The 24,116-nt window shown below is 71.6% G+C and carries 21 protein-coding genes and 2 tRNA genes; 15 read left to right on the forward strand and 8 right to left on the reverse strand.

From position 1 onward, the window contains the following. Positions 1 to 145 precede the first annotated feature (145 nt). From EAE32_RS10930 to EAE32_RS10940, 3 genes are all read left to right on the forward strand, one after another. A complete protein-coding gene (locus tag EAE32_RS10930; RefSeq protein WP_121865174.1) occupies positions 146 to 1,441 on the forward strand; it encodes a thymidine phosphorylase in 1,296 nt (431 codons plus the stop codon). A gap of 124 nt (positions 1,442 to 1,565) precedes the next feature. Further along, the gene (gene deoC, locus EAE32_RS10935) at positions 1,566 to 2,222 is read left to right on the forward strand and encodes a deoxyribose-phosphate aldolase (protein WP_121865175.1); all 657 of its coding nucleotides are present in this window, start codon (positions 1,566 to 1,568) and stop codon (positions 2,220 to 2,222) included. Next, positions 2,222 to 3,922 carry a phospho-sugar mutase gene (locus tag EAE32_RS10940; RefSeq protein WP_121865176.1) on the forward strand — a complete coding sequence of 567 codons (1,701 nt, stop codon included), beginning with the start codon at positions 2,222 to 2,224 and terminating at the stop codon, positions 3,920 to 3,922. The genes deoC and EAE32_RS10940 overlap by 1 nt, the downstream gene beginning before the upstream one ends. A 150-nt stretch (positions 3,923 to 4,072) precedes the next feature. Here the strand turns inward: EAE32_RS10940 and EAE32_RS10945 are convergent. Continuing rightward, positions 4,073 to 4,160 (reverse strand) — tRNA-Ser (locus EAE32_RS10945). Positions 4,161 to 4,528: 368 nt separating this feature from the next. Here EAE32_RS10945 and EAE32_RS10950 point away from each other — a divergent pair. From EAE32_RS10950 to EAE32_RS10970, 5 genes are all read left to right on the forward strand, one after another. Then, a complete protein-coding gene (locus EAE32_RS10950) occupies positions 4,529 to 5,512 on the forward strand; it encodes an NAD(P)H-quinone oxidoreductase (protein WP_121865177.1) in 984 nt (327 codons plus the stop codon). Between the two features lie 135 nt (positions 5,513 to 5,647). After that, on the forward strand, positions 5,648 to 7,933 hold the full coding sequence (locus tag EAE32_RS10955) for a carbon starvation CstA family protein (protein WP_121865178.1): 2,286 nt from the start codon (positions 5,648 to 5,650) through the stop codon (positions 7,931 to 7,933). Continuing rightward, positions 7,933 to 8,157 (forward strand): YbdD/YjiX family protein, encoded by a 225-nt coding sequence (locus EAE32_RS10960; protein WP_121865179.1) that lies wholly within the window; start codon positions 7,933 to 7,935, stop codon positions 8,155 to 8,157. The genes EAE32_RS10955 and EAE32_RS10960 overlap by 1 nt, the downstream gene beginning before the upstream one ends. A gap of 54 nt (positions 8,158 to 8,211) precedes the next feature. Beyond that, positions 8,212 to 8,754, forward strand: coding sequence for a hypothetical protein (locus tag EAE32_RS10965; protein ID WP_121865180.1), 543 nt, complete (start codon positions 8,212 to 8,214; stop codon positions 8,752 to 8,754). Between the two features lie 511 nt (positions 8,755 to 9,265). Further along, positions 9,266 to 11,965 (forward strand): HAD-IC family P-type ATPase, encoded by a 2,700-nt coding sequence (locus EAE32_RS10970; protein WP_121865181.1) that lies wholly within the window; start codon positions 9,266 to 9,268, stop codon positions 11,963 to 11,965. Between the two features lie 79 nt (positions 11,966 to 12,044). Here the strand turns inward: EAE32_RS10970 and EAE32_RS10975 are convergent. The 4 genes from EAE32_RS10975 to tmk form a co-directional block, all read right to left on the reverse strand. Continuing rightward, positions 12,045 to 12,120 (reverse strand) — tRNA-Thr (locus tag EAE32_RS10975). Positions 12,121 to 12,210: 90 nt separating this feature from the next. Further along, entirely contained in the window at positions 12,211 to 13,788 is a 1,578-nt protein-coding gene (locus EAE32_RS10980; RefSeq protein ID WP_121865182.1) for an alpha/beta hydrolase, read from the reverse strand. Between the two features lie 18 nt (positions 13,789 to 13,806). Further along, positions 13,807 to 14,934, reverse strand: coding sequence for a DNA polymerase III subunit delta' (locus EAE32_RS10985; protein WP_121846276.1), 1,128 nt, complete (start codon positions 14,932 to 14,934; stop codon positions 13,807 to 13,809). Then, positions 14,931 to 15,587 (reverse strand): dTMP kinase, encoded by a 657-nt coding sequence (tmk, locus tag EAE32_RS10990; RefSeq protein WP_243635696.1) that lies wholly within the window; start codon positions 15,585 to 15,587, stop codon positions 14,931 to 14,933. Before tmk ends, EAE32_RS10985 begins: the two co-directional genes overlap by 4 nt. 142 nt (positions 15,588 to 15,729) lie before the next feature. Between tmk and EAE32_RS10995 the strand changes: the two genes are divergently transcribed. Together EAE32_RS10995 and EAE32_RS11000 are read left to right on the forward strand one after the other, a co-directional pair. Next, the gene (locus tag EAE32_RS10995; RefSeq protein WP_121865184.1) at positions 15,730 to 16,863 is read left to right on the forward strand and encodes a trans-sulfuration enzyme family protein; all 1,134 of its coding nucleotides are present in this window, start codon (positions 15,730 to 15,732) and stop codon (positions 16,861 to 16,863) included. 9 nt (positions 16,864 to 16,872) lie between these two features. Next, entirely contained in the window at positions 16,873 to 17,223 is a 351-nt protein-coding gene (locus tag EAE32_RS11000) for a DUF2516 family protein (RefSeq protein ID WP_121865185.1), read from the forward strand. A 27-nt stretch (positions 17,224 to 17,250) separates the two neighbouring features. On the opposite strand, the gene EAE32_RS11005 is transcribed toward EAE32_RS11000, so the two are convergent. Further along, the gene (locus EAE32_RS11005; RefSeq protein WP_121865186.1) at positions 17,251 to 18,063 is read right to left on the reverse strand and encodes a class I SAM-dependent methyltransferase; all 813 of its coding nucleotides are present in this window, start codon (positions 18,061 to 18,063) and stop codon (positions 17,251 to 17,253) included. 68 nt (positions 18,064 to 18,131) lie between these two features. Between EAE32_RS11005 and EAE32_RS11010 the strand changes: the two genes are divergently transcribed. Further along, entirely contained in the window at positions 18,132 to 18,890 is a 759-nt protein-coding gene (locus EAE32_RS11010; RefSeq protein WP_121865187.1) for a phosphoglyceromutase, read from the forward strand. Between the two features lie 71 nt (positions 18,891 to 18,961). On the opposite strand, the gene phoU is transcribed toward EAE32_RS11010, so the two are convergent. Further along, positions 18,962 to 19,660 (reverse strand): phosphate signaling complex protein PhoU, encoded by a 699-nt coding sequence (gene phoU / locus EAE32_RS11015; protein ID WP_121846270.1) that lies wholly within the window; start codon positions 19,658 to 19,660, stop codon positions 18,962 to 18,964. A 223-nt stretch (positions 19,661 to 19,883) separates the two neighbouring features. On the opposite strand from phoU, the gene EAE32_RS11020 reads away from it, so the two are divergent. Then, positions 19,884 to 21,077 (forward strand): sensor histidine kinase, encoded by a 1,194-nt coding sequence (locus EAE32_RS11020; protein ID WP_121846269.1) that lies wholly within the window; start codon positions 19,884 to 19,886, stop codon positions 21,075 to 21,077. Further along, on the forward strand, positions 21,074 to 21,754 hold the full coding sequence (locus EAE32_RS11025; RefSeq protein ID WP_121865188.1) for a response regulator transcription factor: 681 nt from the start codon (positions 21,074 to 21,076) through the stop codon (positions 21,752 to 21,754). Before EAE32_RS11020 ends, EAE32_RS11025 begins: the two co-directional genes overlap by 4 nt. Positions 21,755 to 21,956: 202 nt before the next feature. On the opposite strand, the gene EAE32_RS11030 is transcribed toward EAE32_RS11025, so the two are convergent. Next, on the reverse strand, positions 21,957 to 22,505 hold the full coding sequence (locus EAE32_RS11030; RefSeq protein WP_121846267.1) for a hypothetical protein: 549 nt from the start codon (positions 22,503 to 22,505) through the stop codon (positions 21,957 to 21,959). 252 nt (positions 22,506 to 22,757) lie between these two features. On the opposite strand from EAE32_RS11030, the gene EAE32_RS11035 reads away from it, so the two are divergent. Together EAE32_RS11035 and EAE32_RS11040 are read left to right on the forward strand one after the other, a co-directional pair. Continuing rightward, complete coding sequence (locus tag EAE32_RS11035) at positions 22,758 to 23,243, forward strand: CarD family transcriptional regulator (protein WP_121846266.1); 486 nt, start codon at positions 22,758 to 22,760, stop codon at positions 23,241 to 23,243. Positions 23,244 to 23,274: 31 nt separating this feature from the next. Continuing rightward, the gene (locus EAE32_RS11040; RefSeq protein ID WP_243635697.1) at positions 23,275 to 24,114 is read left to right on the forward strand and encodes an IspD/TarI family cytidylyltransferase; all 840 of its coding nucleotides are present in this window, start codon (positions 23,275 to 23,277) and stop codon (positions 24,112 to 24,114) included. Positions 24,115 to 24,116 lie beyond the last annotated feature (2 nt).

The following is a 24,116-nucleotide window of genomic DNA, read 5'->3' on the forward strand; positions in this document are numbered from 1 at the left end:
TGCGCGGCGGCACTGCCGAGCACGAACATTTGTCAAAACTATAGGTGACAATTTTTCCCGGGCGGCGCCTAGGATTGCTGGTGAGCCGTGTCGCGGGTTCGTCCCCGTCCCCACGGTGCCGCATCTACACGAGGGAGTGAGCACGATGGTCGAAGCGTTCGACGCCGTGGACGTCATCCGCATGAAAAGGGACCGCGAGACGCTGTCCCCCGAGGCCATCGACTGGGTGGTGGCCGCCTACACCCGGGGCGTGGTGGCGGACGAGCAGATGTCCGCGCTGGCCATGGCCGTCTTCCTCAACGGCATGGACCGTACGGAGATCTCCCGGTGGACGCAGGCCATGATCGACTCCGGCGAGCGCATGAACTTCACGGCCCTCTCCCGGCCCACCGCGGACAAGCACTCCACGGGTGGCGTGGGGGACAAGATCACGCTCCCGCTCGCCCCGCTCGTCGCGAGCTTCGGGGTGGCCGTGCCGCAGCTCTCGGGCCGCGGACTGGGCCACACCGGCGGCACCCTGGACAAGATGGAGGCCATCCCGGGGTGGCGCGCGGATCTCTCGAACGAGCGCATGATGGAGATCCTGGACACCGTGGGCGCCGTGATCTGCGCGGCGGGCAGCGGCCTGGCCCCGGCGGACAAGAAGCTCTACGCGCTGCGTGACACCACCTCCACGGTGGAGTGCATCCCGCTGATCGCCTCGTCCATCATGTCCAAGAAGATCGCCGAGGGCACCGGGGCCCTGGTGCTGGACGTCAAGACCGGCCCGGGGGCGTTCATGAAGTCCGAGCAGGACGCGCGGGAGCTCGCCCGCACCATGGTGGACCTCGGCAAGGACCACGGCGTGCACACCGTGGCCCTGCTCACGGACATGTCCCGCCCGCTGGGCCGCACCGTGGGCAACGCCCTGGAGGTGCGCGAGTCGGTGGAGGTGCTCGCGGGAGGCGGGCCCAGCGACGTCGTCCGCCTGACCGTGGCGCTCGCGCAGGAGATGCTCGCCGCCGCCGGAGTGCAGGACGCGGACGTGGAGGCGGCGCTCAAGGACGGCCGCGCCATGGACTCGTGGAAGCAGATGGTCGCCGCCCAGGGCGGGGACCCGGATGCCGAGCTGCCCCGGGCCGAGCACACCCAGGACGTGCTCGCCGAGACGGACGGCGTGCTCACCGAGATGGACGCGATGTCCGTGGGCGTGGCCTCGTGGCGCCTGGGCGCGGGCCGCGCCCGCCAGGGCGACCCCGTCCAGGCCGGTGCCGGCGTGGAGATCCACGCGGTGCCCGGCGAGCGTGTGCGCAAGGGCCAGAAGCTGTTCACCCTGCACACGGACACCCCGGAGCGCTTCGACCGCGCGCTGGAGTCCCTCGCCGGTGGCGCCACCATCGACCCCGGCGCCGCGGACGGCACCGGTGCGCGCGAGGACGTGGTCCTGGACCGCATTGCCTGAACCCCGTGACCGGGGGCCACGGGCCGGGCACCGAACCGCCCGTGGCGCCCACCGACCACCTCGCCCCGCGCGAGCTCGCGGCCGGACCCGTGCCGCGACCCACGACCTCTCGAAGGAGAACCACATGACCACCCGCGAAGAACTGGCCGCGATCGTCGACCACACCCTGCTCAAGCCCGAGGCCACCGCAGAGCAGGTGGCGGACCTGGCCCGCGAGGCCGCGGACCTGGGGGCCTACTCCATCTGCGTCTCCCCGTCCCGCCTGGACGTGGAGCTGCCGGAAGGGGTCAAGCTCGCCACGGTGTGCGGCTTCCCGTCCGGCGCGCACCCCTCCGAGGTCAAGGCCGTGGAGGCCGCGGACTCGGTGTCCCGCGGCGCGGACGAGGTGGACATGGTCATCAACCTGGGCCTGGCGATGGACGGGGACTGGGACGGCGTCCAGGAGGACATCGAGGCCGTGCGTGCCGCGTGCCCCGCGCCCACGGTCCTGAAGGTCATCATCGAGTCCGCGGCCCTGGACGACGAGCAGATCATGGCCGCGTGCCGCGCCGCGGACGCCGCCGGTGCTGACTTCGTGAAGACCTCCACGGGCTTCCACCCCGCCGGGGGTGCGAGCGTGGAGGCCGTGCGGCTCATGGCCGAGACGGTGGGCGGCCGCCTGGGCGTCAAGGCCTCCGGCGGCATCCGCACCACCGAGGCGGCCCTCGCGATGGTCGAGGCCGGAGCCACCCGTCTGGGGCTCTCCGGCACGCGTGCGGTGCTGGAAGGACTGGATTCCTGATGAGTGAGCAGCTTCTCTCCACGGTGCAGCAGTGGATCGAGCACGATCCCGATCCCGTCACCCGTGTTGAACTGACCGCCCTGCTCGAACCCGCGCGCTCCGGGGACGAGACCGCGCTCGCGGAGCTCGGTTCACGCTTCTCGGGTCCGCTCGTGTTCGGCACGGCCGGACTGCGGGCCGCGGTGGGCGCGGGCGAGTCCCGCATGAACCGCGCCGTCGTGATTCGCGCGAGCGCCGGCCTGGCCTCGTTCCTGGTGGACCGCGTGGGCTCCGAGCCGCTCGTGGTGGTGGGCTGCGATGCCCGCCACGGCTCCGAGGACTTCGCCGCGGACGCCGCCGCGGTGTTCGCCGCGGCCGGCTGCCGGGCCGTCCGGCTGCCCGCGCAGCTGCCCACCCCACTCGTGGCCTACGCGGTGCGTGCCCTCGGCGCCGATGCCGGCGTGATGGTCACCGCGTCCCACAACCCGCCCGCGGACAACGGCTACAAGGTCTACCTGGGTGCCCGCGCGGTCTCCGGGGACGACGAGCGCGGTGTGCAGATCGTGGCCCCGGACGACGCCCGGATCGCGGAGCGGATCGCCGCGGCACCGCCCGCGGACGAGGTGCCGCGGGACCCGGAGTCCGTGTCCACCGCCGACGACGCCCTGGTCACCGACTACGTCCGGCGCGCCGCGTCCCTGCGCGGCCCGGAGGAGGGTGCGGACGTCTCGATCGCCCTGACCCCGATGCACGGCGTGGGCCTGGGCACCGCCCGGCGCGTGCTGGAGGAGGCCGGCTTTCCGCGGGTGGCCGTGGTGGCCGAGCAGGCCGAGCCGGATCCGGACTTCCCGACCGTGGCGTTCCCGAACCCCGAGGAGCCGGGCGCCATGGACCTGCTCGTGGCCCTGGCGGCCCGCGAGGACGCGGACGTGGCCATAGCACTGGACCCGGACGCGGACCGCTGCGCCGTGGCCATCCCCACGGGCGCGGGCACCGGGAATCCTGCCGAGGACTGGCGCCGCCTGAGCGGTGACGAGCTCGGTGCGCTGCTGGGCGAAGACGCGGCCTCGGACCCGGACCGTGCGGGGGACACCCTTGCGTGCTCCATCGTCTCCGGCCGCCTGCTGGGACGGATCGCGCAGCGCCACGGGCTCTCGTTCCGCCAGACCCTCACGGGGTTCAAGTGGATCGCCCGCACGCCCGGACTGCGCTTCGGCTACGAGGAGGCCATCGGCTACTGCACCGACCCCGCCGCGGTCCGCGACAAGGACGGTGTCTCCACCGCCGTGCGCGTGGCGTCCCTCGTGGCGGCCCTCAAGGCCCGTGGACGCACCGTGCAGGACGAGCTGGACCGGCTCGCGCACATGCACGGCCTCTACGCCACGGCGCCGTTGACGTTCCGTGTGGCGGACCTCTCGCTCATCGGCCGCGGCATGCGGCGGCTGCGGGAGAATCCGCCGAAGGAGCTCGCGGGCTCGCCGGTCGCGGAGTTCGTGGACCTCGCCGACGGCGGCCCCGAGATGCTGCCCACCGAGGGCATCCTGGTGCGCACCGAAGCCGACGACCGCGTGATCGTGCGCCCCTCCGGCACCGAGCCCAAGCTCAAGTGCTACCTGGAGGTCGTGCTCCCGGTGCCCGACGACGCCGAGGTCCCGCGCGCCGAGGCCGCCGAGCGACTCGAGCGGATCAGCGCCGAGCTGCGGGAGGTCCTGGGGTTCTGAGTGCCACGGAGCTGACGGGCTGAGCCCGGCGGCGCCGGTGCCGCCGCGCTGCCGCTGGCGGCCGCCCGTCGAGCGCGGCCCCGGCCTGCCAGGAGCAAACGACGAAGCTCCTGTCACCTGGTACTTCAGGGACAGGGGCTTCGTCGTGGGCGGAAGGTAAGGGATTTGAACCCTTGGTACGGGGTTACCGCACACTGGTTTTCAAGACCAGCTCCTTAGGCCGCTCGGACAACCTTCCTCCGCTCGCCGCGGGCTTGCGCACCGCACGAACGAGTCGTCATTATTCCACGCGCCGCACCCGGGGTGCGAACGCGCTGCGGCGGGAGGACACGGAGCACGACGCCGCCCGCAGGCCTCCTCCACGCTCGTCCCTTCCGACGCTCCCTGACGGTGGCCGGGTCGGCACCGCGCCGTCGCCATGCCCCATCCCGGGGGTAGGGCTCACGGAACGGCAGTGTCCCCGCGCGTGGTGCATCGCGGGCCGGGTGCGCCCGGCGGGAGGCGGATCTGTCCGCGGAGGGGGAACAGCGACGTCGTCCGCTGGTGCCGAGCCCCCTGGTGGCGGGAGGATGGCGGCCACGAGACGACGAGTGGAAGGACTGACCCATGCGTGCAGTGCGTGACCTGGAATCCGGCGGACCCGAGGTGCTCACGGTGAGCGACGTCCCCGAGCCGCAGCTCACGGCGGACGGGGTGCTGATCGCGGTGACCGCGGCGGGGCTCAACCGAGCGGACGTCCTGCAGCGGCAGGGGCACTACCCCGTGCCGCCGGAGGCCACGGACGTGTTCGGTCTGGAGGTCTCCGGCACGGTGCTGGCGCTCGGGGAGCAGGTGCCGGACCGCCCCGGGCTGGCCGTGGGTGATCCCGTGGTGGCCCTGGTGGACTCCGGAGGCTACGCCGAGCGCGTGGTGGCGCCGTGGCAGCAGGTGCTCCCCCTGCCGGACGGCGTGGACCCGGTCGAGGCGGCGGGGCTGCCGGAGGTGGCCGCGACGGTGTTCTCCAACGTGTTCATGGCGGCATCGGCCCGTGAGGGGGAGACGCTGCTCGTGCACGGTGGGGCGGGCGGCATCGGGACCCACGCCATCCAGGTGGCCCGCGCGCTGGGCCTCTCGGTGATCGCCACGGTGGGCAGCGAGGAGAAGGCCGCCACCGTGCGGGAACTGGGCGCCACCGCCGTCAACTACCGGAACGAGGACTTCGTGGAGCGGGTCCACGAGCTCACGGACGGCCGCGGGGCGGACGTGGTCCTGGACGTCGTGGGCGCCAAGTACCTGGACCCGAACCTGCGGGTGGTGGCCACGAACGGGCGCATCGTGATCATCGGGATGCAGGGCGGTGCCAAGGGGGAGCTGAACGTGGGGCGGCTGCTGCAGAAGCGCGCCGCGGTGATCGGTACGACGCTGCGGGCGCGTTCGGCGGAGGAGAAGGCCACCATCATGGCCGCGGTCGGGGAGTACGTGTGGCCCCTGCTGACCTCGGGTCAGGTGCGTCCGCTCGTGTCCCGCACGTTCCCGCTGGAGCAGGTGCGGGAGGCGCACGAGTACTTCGACGGCGGATCGCACGTGGGGAAGGTGCTGCTGACGGTGTGACGACCCGCGTGTCGTGACCGGGCAGCTCCCCGGTCGGCGGTGCACCGGCTGTGCGTGTGAGAGGGCTCGCATAGAATCGTGCGCACCATCACACGTCCTGCCGGGCGTGTTCGCACGATGTTCGGAGCCTTCCCCATGAGCACCACACACCGCCAGCCGGCGGGCGCCTCCCAGCCCGCCGAGGGAGGTCCCGCGGACCTGCCACCCAACCGCGTGGACCCGGAGGTCCTGGACCGCGAGCAGACCCGGTGGACGCCCCTGCGCATCGCGCTGTGGGTGGGCATCGCCCTGCTGGGCGGCGTGGCCTGGGTGATGATCGCCTTCGCACGCGGCGAGTCCGTCAACGCCATCTGGTTCGTGTTCGCGGCGGTGTGCAGCTACTTCATCGCGTACCGCTTCTACGCCAAGTTCATCGAGGTGAAACTGGCGCGGCCGGACGACCGGCGTGCCACCCCGGCGGAGTACCACGCGAACGGCAAGGACTTCCTGCCCACCGACCGGCGGGTGCTCTACGGCCACCACTTCGCGGCCATCGCCGGCGCGGGACCCCTGGTGGGACCCGTGCTGGCCGCGCAGATGGGCTACCTCCCGGGCACCATCTGGATCATCGTGGGGGTGATCCTCGCCGGTGCGGTGCAGGACTACCTGGTGCTGTTCTTCTCCATGCGCCGTGGTGGGCGCTCCCTCGGTCAGATGGCCCGGGAGGAGCTCGGCGTGGTGGGCGGCTACGCGGCCATCGTGGCCGCCCTCGCGATCATGGTCATCATCGTGGCGATCCTCGCCCTCGTGGTGGTCAACTCCCTGGGCGAGTCCCCGTGGGGCGTGTTCTCGGTGGGCATGACCATTCCCATCGCCCTGTTCATGGGCGTCTACCTGCGGTACCTGCGTCCGGGGAAGGTCATGGAGATCTCCGTCATCGGCTTCGGCCTCCTCATGGCCGCGATCGTGGGCGGCGGCTGGGTCGCGGACACCGAGCTCGGCGCGCAGCTGTTCACCCTGGACCGCGTGACCCTCGCGTGGTGCGTGATCGGCTACGGCTTCGTGGCCGCAGTGCTGCCCGTGTGGCTGCTGCTCTCCCCGCGCGACTACCTCTCCACGTTCATGAAGGTGGGCACCATCGTGCTGCTCGCCGCCGCGATCGTGGTGGTGCGCCCCGAGATCACCGTCCCCGCGGTCAGCGAGTTCGCGAGCCGCACGGACGGGCCGGCCTTCACCGGCTCCCTGTTCCCGTTCCTGTTCGTCACCATCGCGTGCGGCGCGCTCTCCGGGTTCCACGCGCTCATCGCCTCCGGCACCACGCCCAAGATGATCGAGAAGGAGCGTCAGGCCCGGTTCATCGGCTACGGCGGCATGCTCATGGAGTCCTTCGTGGCCATCATGGCGCTCGTGGCGGCCGTCTCGATCGACCGCGGCATCTACTTCGCGATGAACGCCTCCCCGGCGGCCACCATGGGCACCGTGGAGGGCGCGGCCGCCTTCGTGAACTCGCTGGGCCTCTCGGGCGTGCACGTGACCCCCGAGCTGCTGCAGGGTACCGCGGACGCCGTGGGGGAGGAGAGCATCGTCTCCCGCACCGGCGGTGCCCCCACCCTGGCCGTGGGCCTGTCGCACATCATGCACCAGTGGTTCGGCGGCCCGTCCATGATGAGCTTCTGGTACCACTTCGCGATCATGTTCGAGGCGCTGTTCATTCTCACCGCGGTGGACGCGGGCACCCGCGTGGCCCGCTTCATGCTCACGGACACCCTGGGCAACTTCTTCCCCCGCTTCCGGGACGTCAACTGGCGCGCCGGGGCGTGGCTGACCACCGCGATCATGGTGGCCGGGTGGGGGTCCATCCTGATCCTCGGTGTCACGGACCCGCTGGGCGGCATCAACACGTTCTTCCCGCTGTTCGGCATCGCCAACCAGCTGCTCGCTGCCATTGCGCTCGCGGTGTGCCTCGCGATCGCCGCCAACCTCGGCCGGGCCAGGTACCTCTGGATCATCCTGATCCCGCTCGCGTTCGACGTGGTGGTCACCGTCACGGGCTCGTGGCACAAGATCTTCTCCGCGGACCCCAAGGTGGGGTACTGGGCCAGCCACACGGCGTTCAAGGACGCCCTGGCGCAGGGGAAGACCAGCTTCGGCACCGCCAAGAGCGTGGAGGCCATGGAGGCGGTCGTGCGCAACACGTTCGTCCAGGGCACCCTGTCCATCCTGTTCGTGGTGCTCACCATCATCGTGGTGGTCGTGGCCGCGGTGCACACCGTCAAGGCGGTGCGGGGACAGCGTCGGGCCACCCACGAGGACCCGTTCGTGGAGTCCCGTTTCTACGCGCCGTCCGGCCTGGTGGCCACGCCCTCGGAGAAGGCACTCGCGAGGCAGTGGGAGGCGCTGCCGCTCGAGCAGCGCACGCCCACCGGCGGAGGGCACCACTGATGGCCGGGGCCACCCAGGAACCCGTGTCCGGGCGGGCGCGGCTCGGGACCTGGTGGCGCGGCGTCGTCGGCTTCGGCAACGGAGTGCTCGGCGCAGACCGGTACGAGCGCTACCTGCAGTACCACCGCGCCACGGGCACTGAGCAGGCGCCCATGTCGGAACGGGAGTTCTGGCGGGACTACCAGGACTGGCAGGACGCCCACCCCGAGGGCCGTTGCTGCTGAGGGCGGTAGCATGAACCGCTGCCCGCGGGCTGCAGAAAGAGAAGTGAGGTATCGGTGGGTTTCTTCGGTGACTACAGGGCCACGCGCCGGGACGAGCGCGAGCTGGGAGAGGGCGTCTGGCGCCGCGCGCACGACCGCTTCAAGCGGGGCCTGGACCGGTACCACCAGATCCTCGAGTCCGTCCGCGACCCCGAGCTGCGGGCCGCGGCCGTGCCCGTGGCCAACGAGCTCGCGGAGCTCCTGCCGCGCGTGAGGGGCGTGTGCATGGACGCCCACGTGCGCGCTCCGTCCCAAACCCAGGACATCCCGCACTCCCCGTCCGGGTACCTCTCGGACGTCCACCGCCAGCTCTCCCGGGCGGGCAATGCGATGGCGCAGACCGCCGAAGCACTGACGATGGCGCGTTTCGCCGCTTCGGGGGTTGCGCGCGCCGCGGCGCCGGACGGGCCCTCGGGTGCCGACGACGCCCGCGCCCCCGAGCGGCCCGAGTCGCCTTCCGCGGGGGTGGACTCGATCCGCCGCCGCGGTGCGGTCGTCGAGGAGTACGTGGCGGCCGCAGAGCACCTCATGGCCGCCCACGACCCGTCGAGAGCCTGAGCCCGGCCCTGTCGTCCCCGTGGCGGCACGTCCCCGGTGGGCGACGCGGCGGCGGTCGGAGCCGACCGTGAGACCTCCGTGGTGTCGCGGAGCGGTGGGCACGACTCCCGGAGGAGAAACGCGAGGCGTGCACCGCTGTCGGCGCCGCCGGCCGCGAGCACCATCCCGTCGCATGAAGAGTGCCCCGGAGATTCCTCCCCCGTCGACCGCGAGGGTCGGTGAGAGGAACTCCGGGGCACCTTGTGTCCCCTGTTGCGGATCGTACGGTGGCCTGGGCCGCACTGTCCTGGAAACGATGTTATGAAACACCGTTGCCAAAGGAAAGACCACGGCGGGATCGTTGCCTTTTCGAGATCTGACGGAGCGGCGAGCGATGTGGCCACGGGTCCTGTCCGTGGCCCAGAAGTGCCTGGTAACCCCCTGGCGGATCATCGTGAGAGATCTTCCTGCGGGCTGTCGGAAGGCCACTCGCCATAGACTGGGACGGACCGTTGCCCAGCCAAGGAGAGCAATGCCCCAGAGGACCCAGAACACCCTGTCCCGGCCGGACACGGTGGACGACGGAACCCTGGTCCGCGAGGGCCTCAGCAGCGGGGCAGTCGCGCAGCGGGTGGAACTGGGCCTCGCCAACGACGCCTCCACCGCCACCTCCCGCAGCGTGTGGGCCATCATCCGCACCCACGTGTTCACCCTGTTCAACCTGGTGCTGGGTCTGTGCGCGGCGGTCGTCATCGCCCTCGGACGGTGGCTGGACCTGCTGTTCGTCCTCGCGGCCCTGAGCAACGTGACCATCGGGATCGTGCAGGAGTACTCCGCGAAGCGGCAGCTCGACCGGATCGCCCTGCTGCGGCGGGACCCGGCCAGGGTGCTGCGGGACGGGGAGGTCACGCAGATCCCGCTCGAGCAGATCGTGCTGGACGACGTCCTGCTGCTCTCCCGCGGCGATCAGGTTCCGGCGGACGCCGTGGTGCTGGAGGCGGACGGCCTGGACCTGGACGAGTCCCTGCTCACGGGGGAGAACGACCCCGTGGTGAAGTCACCCGGGGACAAGGTGTTCTCCGCGTCCAGCGTGACGAGCGGCTCCGGGCGCGTGCGCGTCACCGCGGTGGGGGAGAAGTCCCACGCGTCCAAGCTCGCCACCGAGGCGCGCCAGTTCGCGCCGATCCGGTCCGAGCTGCGCGCCTCGCTCGCCCGCGTGGTGCGCTGGCTGACCATTGCCCTGATCCCCATCATCGCGGTCGTCCTCAACGGGCAGATGCGGGCCGTGGGCGGCTGGCAGCAGGCCAGAGAGACCGGTGCCTGGGAGGAGGCGCTCGTCGCCTCGGTGTCCTCGGTCGCGTCCATGATCCCCCAGGGTCTCGCCCTGATGACCACCATCAGTTTCGCCGTGGCCGCCGTGAAGCTCGCCCGGGACGAGGTGCTCATCCAGGAGCAGCCCGCCGTGGAGGTTCTCGCACGGGTGGACACCGTGTGCTTCGACAAGACGGGCACCCTCACGGAGGGAGGCGTCTCGTTCGACGCCGCCCGCCCCCTCGTTCCCGCCGCCCCCACCGCCCTGACCGCACCCCGGGCCACGGGAGCCCCTGAGAGCGGGACCGGGCCGGGCGGCGTCGTCCGCGGCGGCGTGGATGTCCGAGGTGCCGCACCCGCTTCCCCCGGGGTCTCCGGGGCAGCCGGGGCGCAGGCCGCGGGCGACCCCGTCCAGGACGTGGCCGCGGGCGTCATCGACCCGGCGCCCGACGCCGCCGCGGCACTCGCGTGGTTCGGCGCGGATCCGCACGCCAACCCCACGGCCGCCGCGCTCGCGGAGGGCTTCGAGCATCCTCACCCCGAACCCCCTGTGGCGGTGCTGGGGTTCTCCTCCGCGAACCGCTTCTCGGGGGTGGAGTTCGCGGACTCGGGCGCGTGGATCCTGGGGGCACCCGAGGTGCTGCTGGGCGCCGATCGGCACCGGGAGGCCAGGGAGCACGCGCAGCGGCTCGCCGCCGCAGGCATGCGGACCATGGTGCTGTCCCACGCGGAGCACCTGGTCATGGAGGACCCGCGCGGACCCCGGACCGCACCGCGGGCGGCGCAGCAGCTCCCCGCGGACCAGTCCCCCCAGTTCCTCATCACCTTCCGGGAACAGGTGCGCTCGGACGCCCGGGAGACCCTGGCGTACTTCACGGAGCAGGGGGTGGACCTGAAGGTCTTCTCGGGTGACAACCCCGCAACCGTGGCGGCCGCCGCGCGGATGGCCGGGATGGACGTCTCCCACGGGGCGGTGGACGCGAGCGAGCTGCCGGAGGACGGCGAGGTGCTGCACCGTGCCGCCCTGGAGCACAGCGTGTTCGGACGCGTGTCGCCCCACCAGAAGAAGAACATGGTGACCGGTCTGCAGCGGAGCGGGCGCGTGGTGGCGATGACCGGGGACGGCATCAACGACGCACTGGCCCTGAAGCACGCGGACCTCGGGATCGCCATGGGCAATGCGGCGCCCGCCACCAAGGCGGTCTCCCGGCTCGTGCTGCTGGACGGCCAGTTCTCCCGGCTGCCCGCGGTGCTCGGCGAGGGCCGGAAGATCATCGCCAACATCGAGCGCGTGACCAACCTGTTCCTCACCAAGACCGGGTTCGCGGTGTTCATGGGGGTGGTCCTGGGGCTCCTCGCGTGGACCTTCCCGTTCCTGCCCCGGCAGTACTCCACGGCCGACGCGCTGATGATCGGCTTCCCATCCTTCATCCTGACCATGCTCCCGAACACCCGCCGCTACGTCCCCGGGTACCTTCGCAGGTCGCTGCACTTCGCCCTGCCGAGCGCGGCCATCGTGACGCTGTGCGTGGTGGCGCTGAACTACTACGAGCGCACCGTGGACCCAGCGGCGAGCACGCAGGCCTTTCAGACGTCCAACTTCCTGGTGCTGGTCCTCGTGGGGCTGTGGGTGCTGTGCGTGGGCGCCCGTCCGCTGAACGTGGTGCGGCTGGCGCTGGTCCTGGGGATGTACGCGGGGCTTCTGCTGGTGCTGGTCATCCCGATCTCGCTCACCTACCACCAGTTCGAGCTGCCCCACGCCTCGCTGCTCTGGGCCGGCCTCGCGATCGCCGCCGTGGGCTCGCTGCTGGTGGAGATCAACTTCCGTGTCCACACCCGCTGGCTGCGCCGGTCCCAGCCGGAGGCCCACGCCGCCGACGAGCGGGCGCGGCGCACCGAGGCGGGCGCCCGGACGCACTGAGCGGACCTCTCGCGCGGGGGAGAGGCCCCGGAACACGCGAAACGCCCCGTCACCGGTGCGGTGACGGGGCGTTTCGTGGTGGAGCCGCCTGCCGGAATCGAACCGGCGACCTATTCATTACGAGTGAATCGCTCTACCGACTGAGCTAAGGCGGCGTGACCGGGATGCGGTGACCCCAGATGCACGCCGAAACATTATCAGATGGCGGCGCGGCACCACCAATCAGCGCCGGGGCGATCCGCGGCTCAGCCGGCCCCGCACGTGGTCCCCTCCTCGGGCAGGGTGCCGTCCAGGAGGTAGTTGTCGACGGCGCCCGTCACGCACGGCTCACCGGAGGTGTAGGCCGTGTGCCCGTAGCCCTGGTGGGTCAGCAACCGGGCGTTCCCCAGCTGCTCGGTGAGGGACTGCGCCCACGGGTACGGCGTGGCCGGGTCGTGGGTGGTTCCGACCACGAGGGCGGATGTTGCCACGTCCGCCCGGTAGCCGGGGAGCGGGGTCACGGGCTCGTCGGGCCACCCCTGGCACGCGGCGGCACCGTAGCCCAGGTACGGGCCGAACGTCGGGGCCTGCTGGGCGAGCTCACGGGCGGCCTGCTCCATCTGCTCGTCGGTGACCCGCTCCGGGGAGGCGTCCAGGCAGCTCACGGCGGTGAAGGCCATGGACACGTTGGAGGTGTACTTCCCGGAGGCACCGCGTCCGTGGTTGGAGTCGGAGAAGGCCATGAGCTGGTCCAGGCTCCCGTCGAAGGCCTGGGACAGCGCCGAGTTCAGCTGCGGGTACGCGGTGGTGGAGTACAGGGGCACCAGGATGCCCTCCAGTGCGTTGGTCGCCGTGACGGGGCGGCCGTCGGAGGTCCTGGCGTGCCCCTCGGCGGTGGTGGCGAGCATGTCCTGGATCTTGCGGATTCCGGCGTCCACGTCCTTTCCTCCCACCGCGCAGTCCCGGGTGGTCTGCTGGCAGTCCGCCACGAAGTGCCGAAGGTTGTCCTCGAAGCCCCTGGCCTGGGCCAGGGACGAGGCCCGGTCGTCAAGGGTGGGGTCCACCGCCCCGTCCAGGACCATCCGGCCGGTCCGGGACGGGAAGAGGTGGGCATAGGTCGCGCCGATCTCCGTTCCATAGGAGAACCCCAGGTAGTGGGTGGTCGGCTGCTGCACCACGGCGCGCAGCACGTCCAGGTCCCGGGCCACGCTCTGGGTGTCCATGTGGGACACCACCGCGGAGGAGTGCTCGTGGCACTTCTGCCCGATCTCCCGGGAGCTCTCGCGGACGTCGTTCAGGGACTCCCTGCGGGGGTCGAAGGCGGGCTCGGCGCGCCACTCGTCCATCTCCCGGTCGGTGAGGCAGCTGATCCCGTCGGAGCGGCCCACCCCTCGGGGGTCGAAGCCCACGAGGTCGTAGTTCCTGCGCGTCTGCTGGGAGGTGAAGTAGTCCGCGGAGGCCATCATGTCCACGCCGGACCCACCGGGGCCGCCGGGGTTGAGGAACAGCGCTCCGTGGGAACCGGAACCGGTGGCCTCGAGACGCGCGATCGTCACGGTGGTGTCACCGGCCCCCGGGTCCGAGTAGTCCACGGGAACCGTGATCCCGGCGCACTCGAGGCCACGGGGGAACTCCTGCTCCTCGGAGGTCCGCTCGCACTGACTCCACTGCGGGGACTGGGTGTAGTACCGCTGCAGCGCGGCGTCCGTGCCCGCCGTGACGTCCGGGTCCGCCGTGCCCCTCGCCGCGGGATCGGAGGGAGCGCCCCCGCTCGAGCAGGCGGTGAGGGACAGTGCCGCGGCGCACAGCAGGACCGCCGCGCGGCGGGGGAGGGAGGAAGTCACGGGGGCCTCTCGGAGGGGTCAGACGATGGACACCATCATGGCCTCGAACGCGAGCTGCGCGCTCACGTTCGTGCGGATCCGGCGCCGCGTCTCACTGATCACGTCGATCTTGTGCAGGGTCTGCTCCGCCGGGGTGTTGGTGGCGTAGCCGCGGATCTGCCCCTCCAGGTGCAGGTTGATCAGCGGCATCCCCGTGCCCAGCTGCACGCTCAGCACGTCCCGGTAGAACGTGGTGAGGTCGATCAGGAAGCGGTCCAGGGTGTCGGTCTGGATGCGGCGGGAGCGCCGCTTCTGGTCCGCCTCCAGCCGGTTGAGGGCACCCCGGATGGCGGGTGGCACGCGTCCCGTCTCGGGTGCGCCCATGGACACGAGAAGCTGCGCGCGTTCGGCGTCGTTGCGCGCCTCGGCGTCCGCGGCGGACTCGTCCACGGCCAGGCGGTGGAGACGGTCCGCGGCACGGACGGCCTGGGTCACGCCCCGCATGGACAGCGGGAGGGAGACGACCTCCTGGCGGCGCGTGCGGGCGTCGTCGTACAGCGCGAGGCGCGTGGCCACCCCCACGTGGCACTGTGCGAGCCGCGCGCACTCCACGGCACGCTGCTCGCTGACGCCGTGGCGGGCCACCAGCAGGCGGGCGACGTCCTCCGGGGACGGCACCTTGAGGGTCACCGCGCGGCAGCGGGAGCGGATGGTCACGAGCACGTCCATGGGGGAGGGCGCGCACAGCAGCCAGATGGTGTGCGGGGGAGGCTCCTCGATGCTCTTCAGCATCACGTTGGAGGTGCGCTCCGTCATGCGGTCGGCGTCCTCCACGATCATCACGCGCCACGAACCGACGGAGGGGCGGTCCTGGGCCCGCACCACGAGCTCGCGGGCCTCCTCGATGCTGATCTGGGGGTTCTCCGTGACGAAGTTGGTGACGTCCGCGTGAGTTCCGGCGAATGCGGTGCGGCACGCGTGGCACTGGCCGCAGCCCGTGCCGTGCTCGCACAGCAGGGCGGCCGCGAGCGCGCGGGCCGCGGTGGAGCGCCCCGAGCCCGGCGGGCCGGTGAAGAGCCAGGCGTGGGTGGGTTCGTTGTCCCGTGCGGCGCGCTGCAGCTGCTCCACCACGCGCGGCTGACCGACCACCTCGTCCCAGACGCTCACCGTGCAGCCTCCGGGGGAGCCGGGACCAGAGCGGACACGCGCTGCAGCACCGCGCGGGTGATGTCCTCGGCAGGTGCTGCGGCGTCCAGCACGAGGTAGCGGGAGGGGGCGAGCTCCGCGAGGTCGCGGAAGGCGGCGTTCACGGCCTCGTGGAAGGCCGCGGCCTCGGACTCCACGCGGTCCGCCGCAACCCCGCGGGAGCGGCGCCGGGACTCGGCGGTGGCGCGGTCCACGTCCAGCAGGACGGTGAGGTGCGGCACGAGCCCCTGCAGCGCCCACTCGTTGAGGTCGCGGACCGCGGCCGTCCCGAGCCCGCGCCCCGCGCCCTGGTACGCCGCGGAGGAGTCCACGAAGCGGTCGCAGAGCACGATCTCGCCCCGTTCGAGGGCGGGGTGGATCAGCCGGGCCACGTGGTCCGCGCGCGCCGAGGCGAAGAGCAGCGCCTCCGTGGCCGGTGAGACGGGGGCGTTGGTGGGGTCCAGGACGAGCGAGCGCACTGCCTCGGCGAGGGGTGTGCCGCCCGGTTCCCGTGTGCAGGTCACCGTGTGCCCCGCATCCTGCAGCGTGTGCGCGAGGGCCGTGACCTGGGTGGACTTCCCGGCGCCGTCACCGCCTTCGAACACGATGAGGGCCCCGCGTGCTGCTTGATTCACGCACCCCACTGTAGCGATCGCCCCCGACAGCGACACGGCGCGCACGGGGTGGGCAGGGCGCACCGCACGGTGCATCCGAGCAGGGCGCCCGCAGGCCGCCCGAGCAGATGGTGGGCGCCCGACGCGCCGATAGTGTGGGGGGATGCACAGAGACACCGTGGTGGTGGCCGGCGGCCGCCCCGAGCCCACGCACGACGCCCCCGTGAACCCGCCCGTGGTGCTGACGTCCACCTACCGGGGTGTGGGCACCGTGGCCGAGGGCGACCGCTCCTACGCGCGGCTCACCAACCCCACGTGGGAGGCCTTCGAGGACGTCCTCGCGCAGCTCGAGGGAGCACCCTGTCCCGCACTGTCCTACGCCTCCGGGATGGCGGCGATCACCGGGGCGCTGAGCCTCGTGCCCGTGGGCGGGACGCTCGTGGTTCCCCGGCACAGCTACCAGGGGACCCTGCAGCTCGCGCGGCGGTGGCAGGACCGCGGCATCTTCACCGTGCGCACCGTGGACATCGCGGACACCGCGGCCACCCTTGCGGCTCTCGACGGCGCGGACATGCTCTGGATCGAGAGTCCCACCAACCCCGTGCTCGAGGTCGCGGACCTGCCCGCCCTGCTGCGCGGCGCCCGGGAGCGGGCCGTGCTCACCGCGGTGGACAACACGTTCGGCACACCGCTGCTCCAGCAGCCCCTGGCACTCGGGGCGGACCTCGTGGTGCACTCGGCCACCAAGTACCTCGCGGGGCACTCGGACGTGATCATGGGGGCGGTGGTGTGCGCCTCGCAGCCGCTGCGGGACCGGCTGCACTCCCAGCGCTCGCTCGAGGGCGGAATCCCCGGCCCGTTCGAGGCGTGGCTCGCGCTGCGCGGCGTCCGCACCCTCGCCGTGCGCCTCGAACGCTCCATGGCGAGCGCCGCGGAGCTGGCACACCGGCTGCAGCGGCACCCCGCCGTGGCGCGGGTGCGCTACCCGGGGCTGCCGGAGGACCCCGGCCATGAGCGTGCGGCGGCCCAGATGCACGGCGGTTTCGGCGCGGTGCTCGCGGTGGTGCCGCACGTCGACGACGCCGCCGCGGTCGAGGAGCTCGTGTCGCGCCTGCGCGTGTGGACCCCGGCAACGTCCCTCGGCGGGGTGGAGTCGCTCGTGGAACGGCGCAGACGCCACCACGACGAGCCGGGCAGCGTGCCAGAGAACCTGCTGCGGCTGTCCGTGGGCATCGAGAACGTCGAGGACCTGTGGCAGGACCTGCGTGCCGGACTCGACCGGCTCGTCGATCGGTAGACTGGCCCCGTGACTTCCTATCCGTGGGCCCTCGCACTGGCGAACTACCTCGACTACGCCATCACCCTGGTGGTGGCGGTCCTCGCGCTGATCGCGGTCCTGGACTGCGTCCGCCGCCCGGCGGTGCAGTTCGAACGGGCGTGGAAGCGCACCAAGCCCTTCTGGCTCGCGCTCACGGGCGGCGCCGCGGTGGTCACCGTGTTCAGTGCGGTGTTCTCCACGCTGTCCCTGGTGCGCCTGGGCGTTCCGGGAGCCGGCTCGCTGCTGCTGATGCTGATCGCGGCCACCATCGCGGGCGTGTACCTCGCGGACGTCCGTCCGGCGGTCTCGGGTCAGTCCAAGAACCCCGGGTACTGGTAGGGGGCGCCCCGAGCCCGCTGCGGGGTCTCAGTCGTGGGTGTCCCAACCCTCGTGCGGTGCCACCGCGGACCACGGCACGGTGACCTCACCGAGCCGCCAGCGGTGCGGACCGTGCAGCACCGGCCACCCGGCGGCGCGCAGGCCCCGGCACGTGGCGATCCAGCGCTGCCGCGCCCCGAAGGGCGAGAGCGGGGCGTTCGACAGCCAGATGGCGTCGGCGGCGGCCAGGAAGTCGTGCACGGCCTCGCCGGGCACGTTGCGGTGGATGAGCACCTTGGGCAGTCGAGCCGCCACGTCCGAGGGGCGTTCGTAGGCCCCGGGGCGCATGCTCACGGTGAACGTCTGCGGCCCCTGCGCGGTGCAGCACAGCCAGGTGGCCAGGCGGCCGATCTCGTCGCACGTGCCGTCCATGAGCACGCCGTCCGGTGCGAGGCGGGAGCACGCCAGCTGCCACGCCGCGGGAACCTCCTCCACCGGGTACTGCCGCAGCACGTTGAAAGCCCTCACGAACACCGGTGAGCGGGTGCCCGTGGGCAGCTCGAAGCCCCCGCGGCGGAAGGACAGTCCGGGACGGGCATGCACCTGGGCGGCGGCCACGCGCTCGGGATCGATCTCGATCCCCAGGACCTCGACGCCGCCGCGCACGGCCTGGACGCGGTCCGCCAGCTCCAGCGTGGTCAGCGGAGCGGCACCGAACCCGAGGTCCACCACGAGGGGGTCGTGGGCTCGTCGCAGCACCGGGGCGAGCACGCCCGTGAGGTAGCGGTCCGCGCGGCGCAACCGGTTCGGGTTGGTGGTTCCCCGGGTGATGGATCCCACAGGACGGGGCTGAGACGGCACACGGTCACTGTACGCGGCGGTGCGCGTCGCCCGTTCCCCCGCGGCCGCGGTGGTGGGACAATGGGGGCATGGCTAACGATTCAGCGAACCACAAGCTCATCCTCCTGCGCCACGGCCAGTCCGAGTGGAACGAGAAGAACCTGTTCACCGGGTGGGTGGACGTTCCCCTCACGGACCAGGGCCGTGCCGAGGCCGCGCGGGGCGGCGAACTGATCGCCGAGAATCAGCTGCTGCCGGACGTGGTGCACACGTCCCTGCTGCGCCGCGCGATGAACACCGCGAACCTCGCGCTGGACGCCGCGGACCGGCTGTGGATCCCCGTGAAGCGGTCCTGGCGCCTGAACGAGCGCCACTACGGTGCACTGCAGGGCAAGAACAAGGCCGAGATCCGCGAGGAGTACGGCGAGGAGCAGTTCATGACCTGGCGCCGCTCCTACGACACCCCGCCGCCCGCCCTGGACGACTCCTCCGAGTGGTCGCAGGCCGGGGACCCGCGCTACGCGGACGTGGCCGACCTGCCCCGCACCGAGTGCCTCAAGGACGTGCTCGAGCGCTTCCTGCCGTACTGGAACGAGCAGATCGTGCCGGACCTCAAGGCGGGCAAGACCGTCCTGGTGGCGGCGCACGGCAACTCGCTGCGCGCCCTGGTGAAGCACCTGGACGGGATCTCCGACGAGGAGATCGCCGGGCTCAACATCCCCACGGGCATCCCGCTGTTCTACGAGCTGGACCAGAACTTCAAGCCCGTGACCCCGGGCGGCCGCTACCTGGACCCGGACGCAGCCGCCGAGTCCATCAAGGCCGTGGCCAACCAGGGCAAGAAGTAGTCAGCACCCGCCCCACACGTCGAAACCCCCTGCCGCGAGGCAGGGGGTTTCGTCACACCGGGGGGCGAGGGTCACTCGCCGGCGTCGGTGCCGATGTGGCCGTGCCCCGTGGGACGGGTGTCCGAGGCGGGCGCCCAGTCGCCGGTCACGAGGTAGGAGACCTTCCGCGCCACGGACACCCCGTGGTCCCCGATGCGCTCGAGGTAGCGGGAGGCCAGGGTGACGTCCACCGCGGTGGGCACGGAGGAGTCCCAGCTCGGGTCCGCGAGCATCTCGAAGACCCGCTGGTGCTTGAGGTTCAGCTCGGACTTCAGTGCGAAGATCTCGTCCGCCTCGCTGATGTCCCGGTCCTCCAGGACGGAGATCATGCGGGAGATCAGCTTGAGGTCGATGTCGAACATCTGCTCGAAGTGACCCCGCATGGACTCGGGGAGCACGGGCTCGGGGAAGCGCAACCGGGCGAGCTGCGCGAGGTGGCGGGCCAGGTCTCCCATGCGCTCCAGGGAGGCGCTCATCCGCAGGGCCCCCACGATCATCCGCAGGTCCGACGCCACGGGAGCCTGCAGGGCCAGAATGTCGATGGAGCGCTCGTCGAGGTCGTTCTGCAGGAAGTCGATGCGGGCGTCGTTGGAGATGACCTCCTCCGCCACCTGGATGTCGGCGTCGAGGAACGCGGTGCGGGCGCTGCTCAGTGCGTTCTGCACGAGCGTGGCAATCTGGATCAGCTCTTCGCCGACCTGGTGGAGCTCGGCCTGGAAAACCTTACGCACAGGGGCGTCCTTTCGTTCAGGGCAATTCTTGGTCCCGTAGCTTACGCGTCTCACAGGGCTCGGGGGCCACCGGGGGGAGCGGCACGACGAGTTCGCACACGCCCCATCAGCTTCACAGCCGGGCGTGAACGAACCGCCATGCCCAGGTGAACGTTGGCTGAACCGGGCCCGGGCGGGGCCGCGCCGCGGGGGAACGGCCGAGCGGGGCGTCTAAGCTGGCACCGTGAGCGAGACGACGATTGCCCTGCTGGCCGGGTTCACCGGCTTCCTGCTGGGCATCAGCGGCCTGGTCGCCGTGCGGGTGAGCCAGCGCCGTCGTCATGCGTTCGTGGACGTGCAGGAGCCCACGCTCCCGGAGGGAACCGCCGAGATCCTCGCGGCCCTCGGGCTCGCCTACGTGGTGGTGGACGCAGTGGACGGCGTGGTCAGGGCCTCGCCGGCGGCCTACGCGTACGGCCTGGTCCGCGGGCACACGGTGGTGCACCAGGAGCTGCTGGACATGGTCCGCCGCACCCGCCGCAACGGGGTGGTGGAGGAGAAGCGCCTGGAGCTCACCCGGGGACAGCTGCAGCGTGGGTCCATCGTGCTGGACATCCGCGTCGTGACCATCGCGGACGAGTACATCCTGCTGCTCGCGGACGACCAGACCGAGATCGTGCGCGCGCAGTCCATCCGCAACGACTTCGTGGCCAACGTGTCCCACGAGCTCAAGACGCCGGTGGGGGCCATCAGCCTGCTCTCCGAGGCCATCGAGGACGCCGCCGAGGACCAGGACTCCGTGCGGCACTTCGCCGCGAGCCTGCAGCGGGAGTCCCTGCGGCTGAGCGCGCTGGTCCAGGACATCATCGAGCTCTCCCGGCTCCAGGGCACGGACGTGGTGGCCAAGGGCACCACCGTGGACCTGCACCGCGCGGTCGGCGAGGCCGTGGACCGCAGCCGGCTGGCGGCGGAGACGAAGCACATCGAGATCAAGGTGGGCGGACGGATCGGGTCACCGGTGTTCGGGGACCCGGACATGCTGGTCACGGCCGTGCGCAACCTGATCGACAACGCGGTGCGCTACTCCCCGGAGCACACCCGGGTGGGCGTGGGACTGCGGGAGCGCGGTGGCACCGTGCAGATCACCGTCACGGACCAGGGCCCGGGCATCCCCGAGACCGAGCAGGACCGGATCTTCGAGCGCTTCTACCGGGTGGACAGCGCCCGTTCGCGCCAGACCGGGGGGACCGGGCTGGGCCTGAGCATCGTCAAGCACGTGATGGCGCAGCACGGCGGGGAGGTGTCCGTGTGGTCCCAGCCGGGGCGGGGCTCCACGTTCACCCTCGTGCTGCCGGCCATGGAGGACCCGGAAGACCAGCCGGAGCCGCCGCGGTCACGCGGCGCCCAGCGTCACCATCAAGTGGAGGAGCGCGCGTGACCCAGATTCTCATGGTCGAGGACGAAGAGTCCCTGAGCGACCCGTTGGCCTACCTGCTGGGCCGGGAGGGCTTCGACGTCGCCGTGGTGGCGGACGGGATCAGTGCCGTCACGGAGTTCGACCGCTCCGGTGCGGACCTCGTGCTGCTGGACCTCATGCTTCCCGGGCAGTCCGGCACGGAGGTGTGCAAGCAGATCCGGCAGCGCTCCAACGTGCCGATCATCATGCTCACGGCCAAGGACGCGGAGATCGACAAGGTTCTGGGCCTCGAGCTCGGCGCGGACGACTACGTGACCAAGCCGTACTCTTCGCGGGAGCTCGTGGCCCGCATCCGTGCGGTGCTGCGCCGCCGCTCCGACCCCGAGGAGCTCATCACCGCCACGGTGTCGGCCGGCCCGGTGCGCATGGACGTGGAGCGCCACGTGGTGCACGTGTCCGGCGAGCCGGTGGCCATGCCGCTCAAGGAGTTCGAGCTGCTGGAGATGCTGCTGCGCAACGCGGGGCGTGTGCTCACCCGCGGTCAGCTCATCGACCGGGTGTGGGGCTCGGACTACGTGGGGGACACCAAGACCCTGGACGTGCACGTCAAGCGGCTGCGCTCCAAGGTGGAGCCGGACCCCTCCGCACCCCAGCACATCGTCACGGTGCGGGGACTGGGCTACAAGTTCGAGCCCTGAGCGGGAAACGGCCCGGTTCGGCACCGCCGCCCGACGCCGCCCGGCCGGGCGGCGTCGCCCGCCAACGTGGTCGCGGGGCGGCCGCCCGTGCACCGGCGCCGCGCGTAGGGAGGAGCCGCGCCCACGGAGAGGCAGAGCCCATGCAGAAGGGGGACCGCATCCGTGGTGGATGCGGTCCCCCTTCTGCGGGAGGTTCCAGGAATCAGTGGCCGCCCTCGGCGTGCTCGCCGTGGCCCTCGGGAGCCTTCGTGTTCGAGGGGTTGGCGGGCGTGGTGGGTGCCCCGCCCGGGACGAAGGACGCGTAGCGAGGGTAGGTGTGGTCCAGCACGGGGACCGACACGGTGCTGTCCTTGCCACCCGCGGTGAACGTGGTGTCCACCATCAGACCGGGTTCAGCGCCGGCGTGCTCGAGGACGACGGGCTTGGACTTCTCCAGCACGACCTCCTTGTTGGCGGGGACCTCGATGGTGGCCTTGGCACCGTCCGCGTCCATGGTGACGGTCTGGGCGCTGTCGCCGTCGTTGATCACGGTGCCCAGCACGCGGCCCTGGGACTTCGCGTCCTCGGCAACCACGAGCACGTTGCGCAGCTTCACGTCACCGAGGTCCATCTGCACCCCGTCCGCAGGGGCGAAGCTGTCCGTGGTGGCCTGAGGGCTGATGTACGCGCACCCGCTCACGCCGGTCAGGACTGCAAGCGCTGCCGCACCCAGTCCGAGCTGCTGCAACTTCTTGTGGGCGGCGTTCTTCACGGCGCGAACTCCTCGGGCTCTCTGGTGGTGGGACACAAACTGCCACGAGTCTATCCGTTTGGCCACGGATCGTCTGCATCCCCGCGCCTCTCGTGGCGCGCGTTCGTGCCCGGCGCGAGGGGCTGGCGGGCGGCGCCGGGAGGGGCCCGGCGGCGTCGTCGAGGGCGCTGCGGGCACACTTCCCGAGCCGGGGAGCAAGGAATCGGGCATCATACACCGTGGTAGACTTGGCGGGCTGAAAGGGGTTTGTGCATGGTTTTCGAGGTTGGCGAAACGGTCGTTTATCCGCACCACGGTGCCGCGACCATCGAGGAGATCAAGACTCGCACCATCAAGGGCGAGGAGAAGATGTATCTCCGGCTCAAGGTCACCCAGGGGGACCTCATGATCGAGGTCCCGGCGGAGAACGTGGACCTCGTGGGTGTGCGGGACGTCGTGGACGAGGACGGCCTCAAGCAGGTCATCGCCGTGCTGCAGGCCCAGGACGCCGAGGAGGCGTCCAACTGGTCCCGCCGCTACAAGGCCAACCTCGAGAAGCTGGCGTCCGGGGATGTCCTCAAGGTCGCCGAGGTCGTGCGCGACCTGTGGCGCCGTGATCGCGGCAAGGGACTATCCGCCGGCGAGAAGCGCATGCTGACCAAGGCCCGTCAGATCCTCACGTCCGAACTGGCCCTGGCCAAGAAGATCGACGAGGAAGAGGCGGAGAAGCGCCTCGACGACATCCTCTCCGCCGACTGACCACCGTCGCGCACCGAGCCCAGTGCTCACCATGACTCTTCACGAGACCGCGAGCCCGTCCACGGTGGACGGGCTCGCGGTCGTCGTCGTGGCCGCCGGTTCCGGCACCCGGCTGGGGTACGGCATGCCCAAGGCCCTGGTTCCCGTGGCTGGGCGGACCCTCCTGGAGTGGGCGCTCGGCACGGTCCGTGAGGCCCTGCCCGCGGCGAGCGTGGTGGTCACCGTTCCCGCGGGGGACACCGAGCTCAGCGCCGTGGCCCGCGGGATGGGCGCCGCAGCCGTCACCGGGGGAGCCACACGTGCCCAGTCGGTGGCCCGCGCCCTCGCCGCACTGCCGGGGCGCACCACGCACGTTCTGGTGCACGACGCCGCTCGCTGCCTCACCCCGCCCGCCGTCTTCGAGCGCGTGGTCACCGCGCTGTCCGCCGGCTCCCGCGCCGTGGTGCCCGTGACCGAGGTGACGGACACCGTGCGGGGAGTGGACTCCGAGGGCCGCAGCGCGGGAACCGTGGACCGTTCCGCACTGCGGGCCGTGCAGACTCCCCAGGGCTTCGAACGGGAGCTGCTGGAGCGGGTCAATGCGGCGGCGGGTCTGCTGAGCGGCCCTGCCCCCTCGAACCCTGCGAAGGAGGGTGTCCAGGGCCCGGGTCCCGCGGGACCAGCCGGTCCCGGGGTTCCGCGTGGGCACGCGGCGCACAGGGCCGTGGCTCAGGGTCGGGACCCGGAGGGCATCACGGACGACGCCAGCCTCGTGGAGCGCTATGCCCCGGAGCACCCGGTGGACCTCGTGGCCGGGCACGCGGAGTCGTTCAAGATCACCCGCCCCGTGGACCTGCTGCTGGCCCGCGCGGTGGTCGAGTCCCGCGCCTGAGA

The sequence above is a fragment of the Kocuria tytonicola genome (assembly GCF_003687175.1).
Lineage (GTDB): Bacteria > Actinomycetota > Actinomycetes > Actinomycetales > Micrococcaceae > Kocuria > Kocuria tytonicola.

Bases quoted from the DNA above. Each gene is read 5' to 3' on its own strand.
- EAE32_RS10970 (WP_121865181.1), top strand. From the start codon at position 9,266: ATGCCCCAGAGGACCCAGAACACCCTGTCCCGGCCGGACACGGTGGAC.
- EAE32_RS10955 (WP_121865178.1), top strand. From the start codon at position 5,648: ATGAGCACCACACACCGCCAGCCGGCGGGCGCCTCCCAGCCCGCCGAG.
- EAE32_RS10930 (WP_121865174.1), top strand. From the start codon at position 146: ATGGTCGAAGCGTTCGACGCCGTGGACGTCATCCGCATGAAAAGGGAC.
- EAE32_RS11040 (WP_243635697.1), top strand. From the start codon at position 23,275: ATGACTCTTCACGAGACCGCGAGCCCGTCCACGGTGGACGGGCTCGCG.
- EAE32_RS10960 (WP_121865179.1), top strand. From the start codon at position 7,933: ATGGCCGGGGCCACCCAGGAACCCGTGTCCGGGCGGGCGCGGCTCGGG.
- EAE32_RS11035 (WP_121846266.1), top strand. From the start codon at position 22,758: ATGGTTTTCGAGGTTGGCGAAACGGTCGTTTATCCGCACCACGGTGCC.
- EAE32_RS10950 (WP_121865177.1), top strand. From the start codon at position 4,529: ATGCGTGCAGTGCGTGACCTGGAATCCGGCGGACCCGAGGTGCTCACG.
- EAE32_RS11010 (WP_121865187.1), top strand. From the start codon at position 18,132: ATGGCTAACGATTCAGCGAACCACAAGCTCATCCTCCTGCGCCACGGC.
- EAE32_RS10995 (WP_121865184.1), top strand. From the start codon at position 15,730: ATGCACAGAGACACCGTGGTGGTGGCCGGCGGCCGCCCCGAGCCCACG.
- EAE32_RS10940 (WP_121865176.1), top strand. From the start codon at position 2,222: ATGAGTGAGCAGCTTCTCTCCACGGTGCAGCAGTGGATCGAGCACGAT.
- deoC (WP_121865175.1), top strand. From the start codon at position 1,566: ATGACCACCCGCGAAGAACTGGCCGCGATCGTCGACCACACCCTGCTC.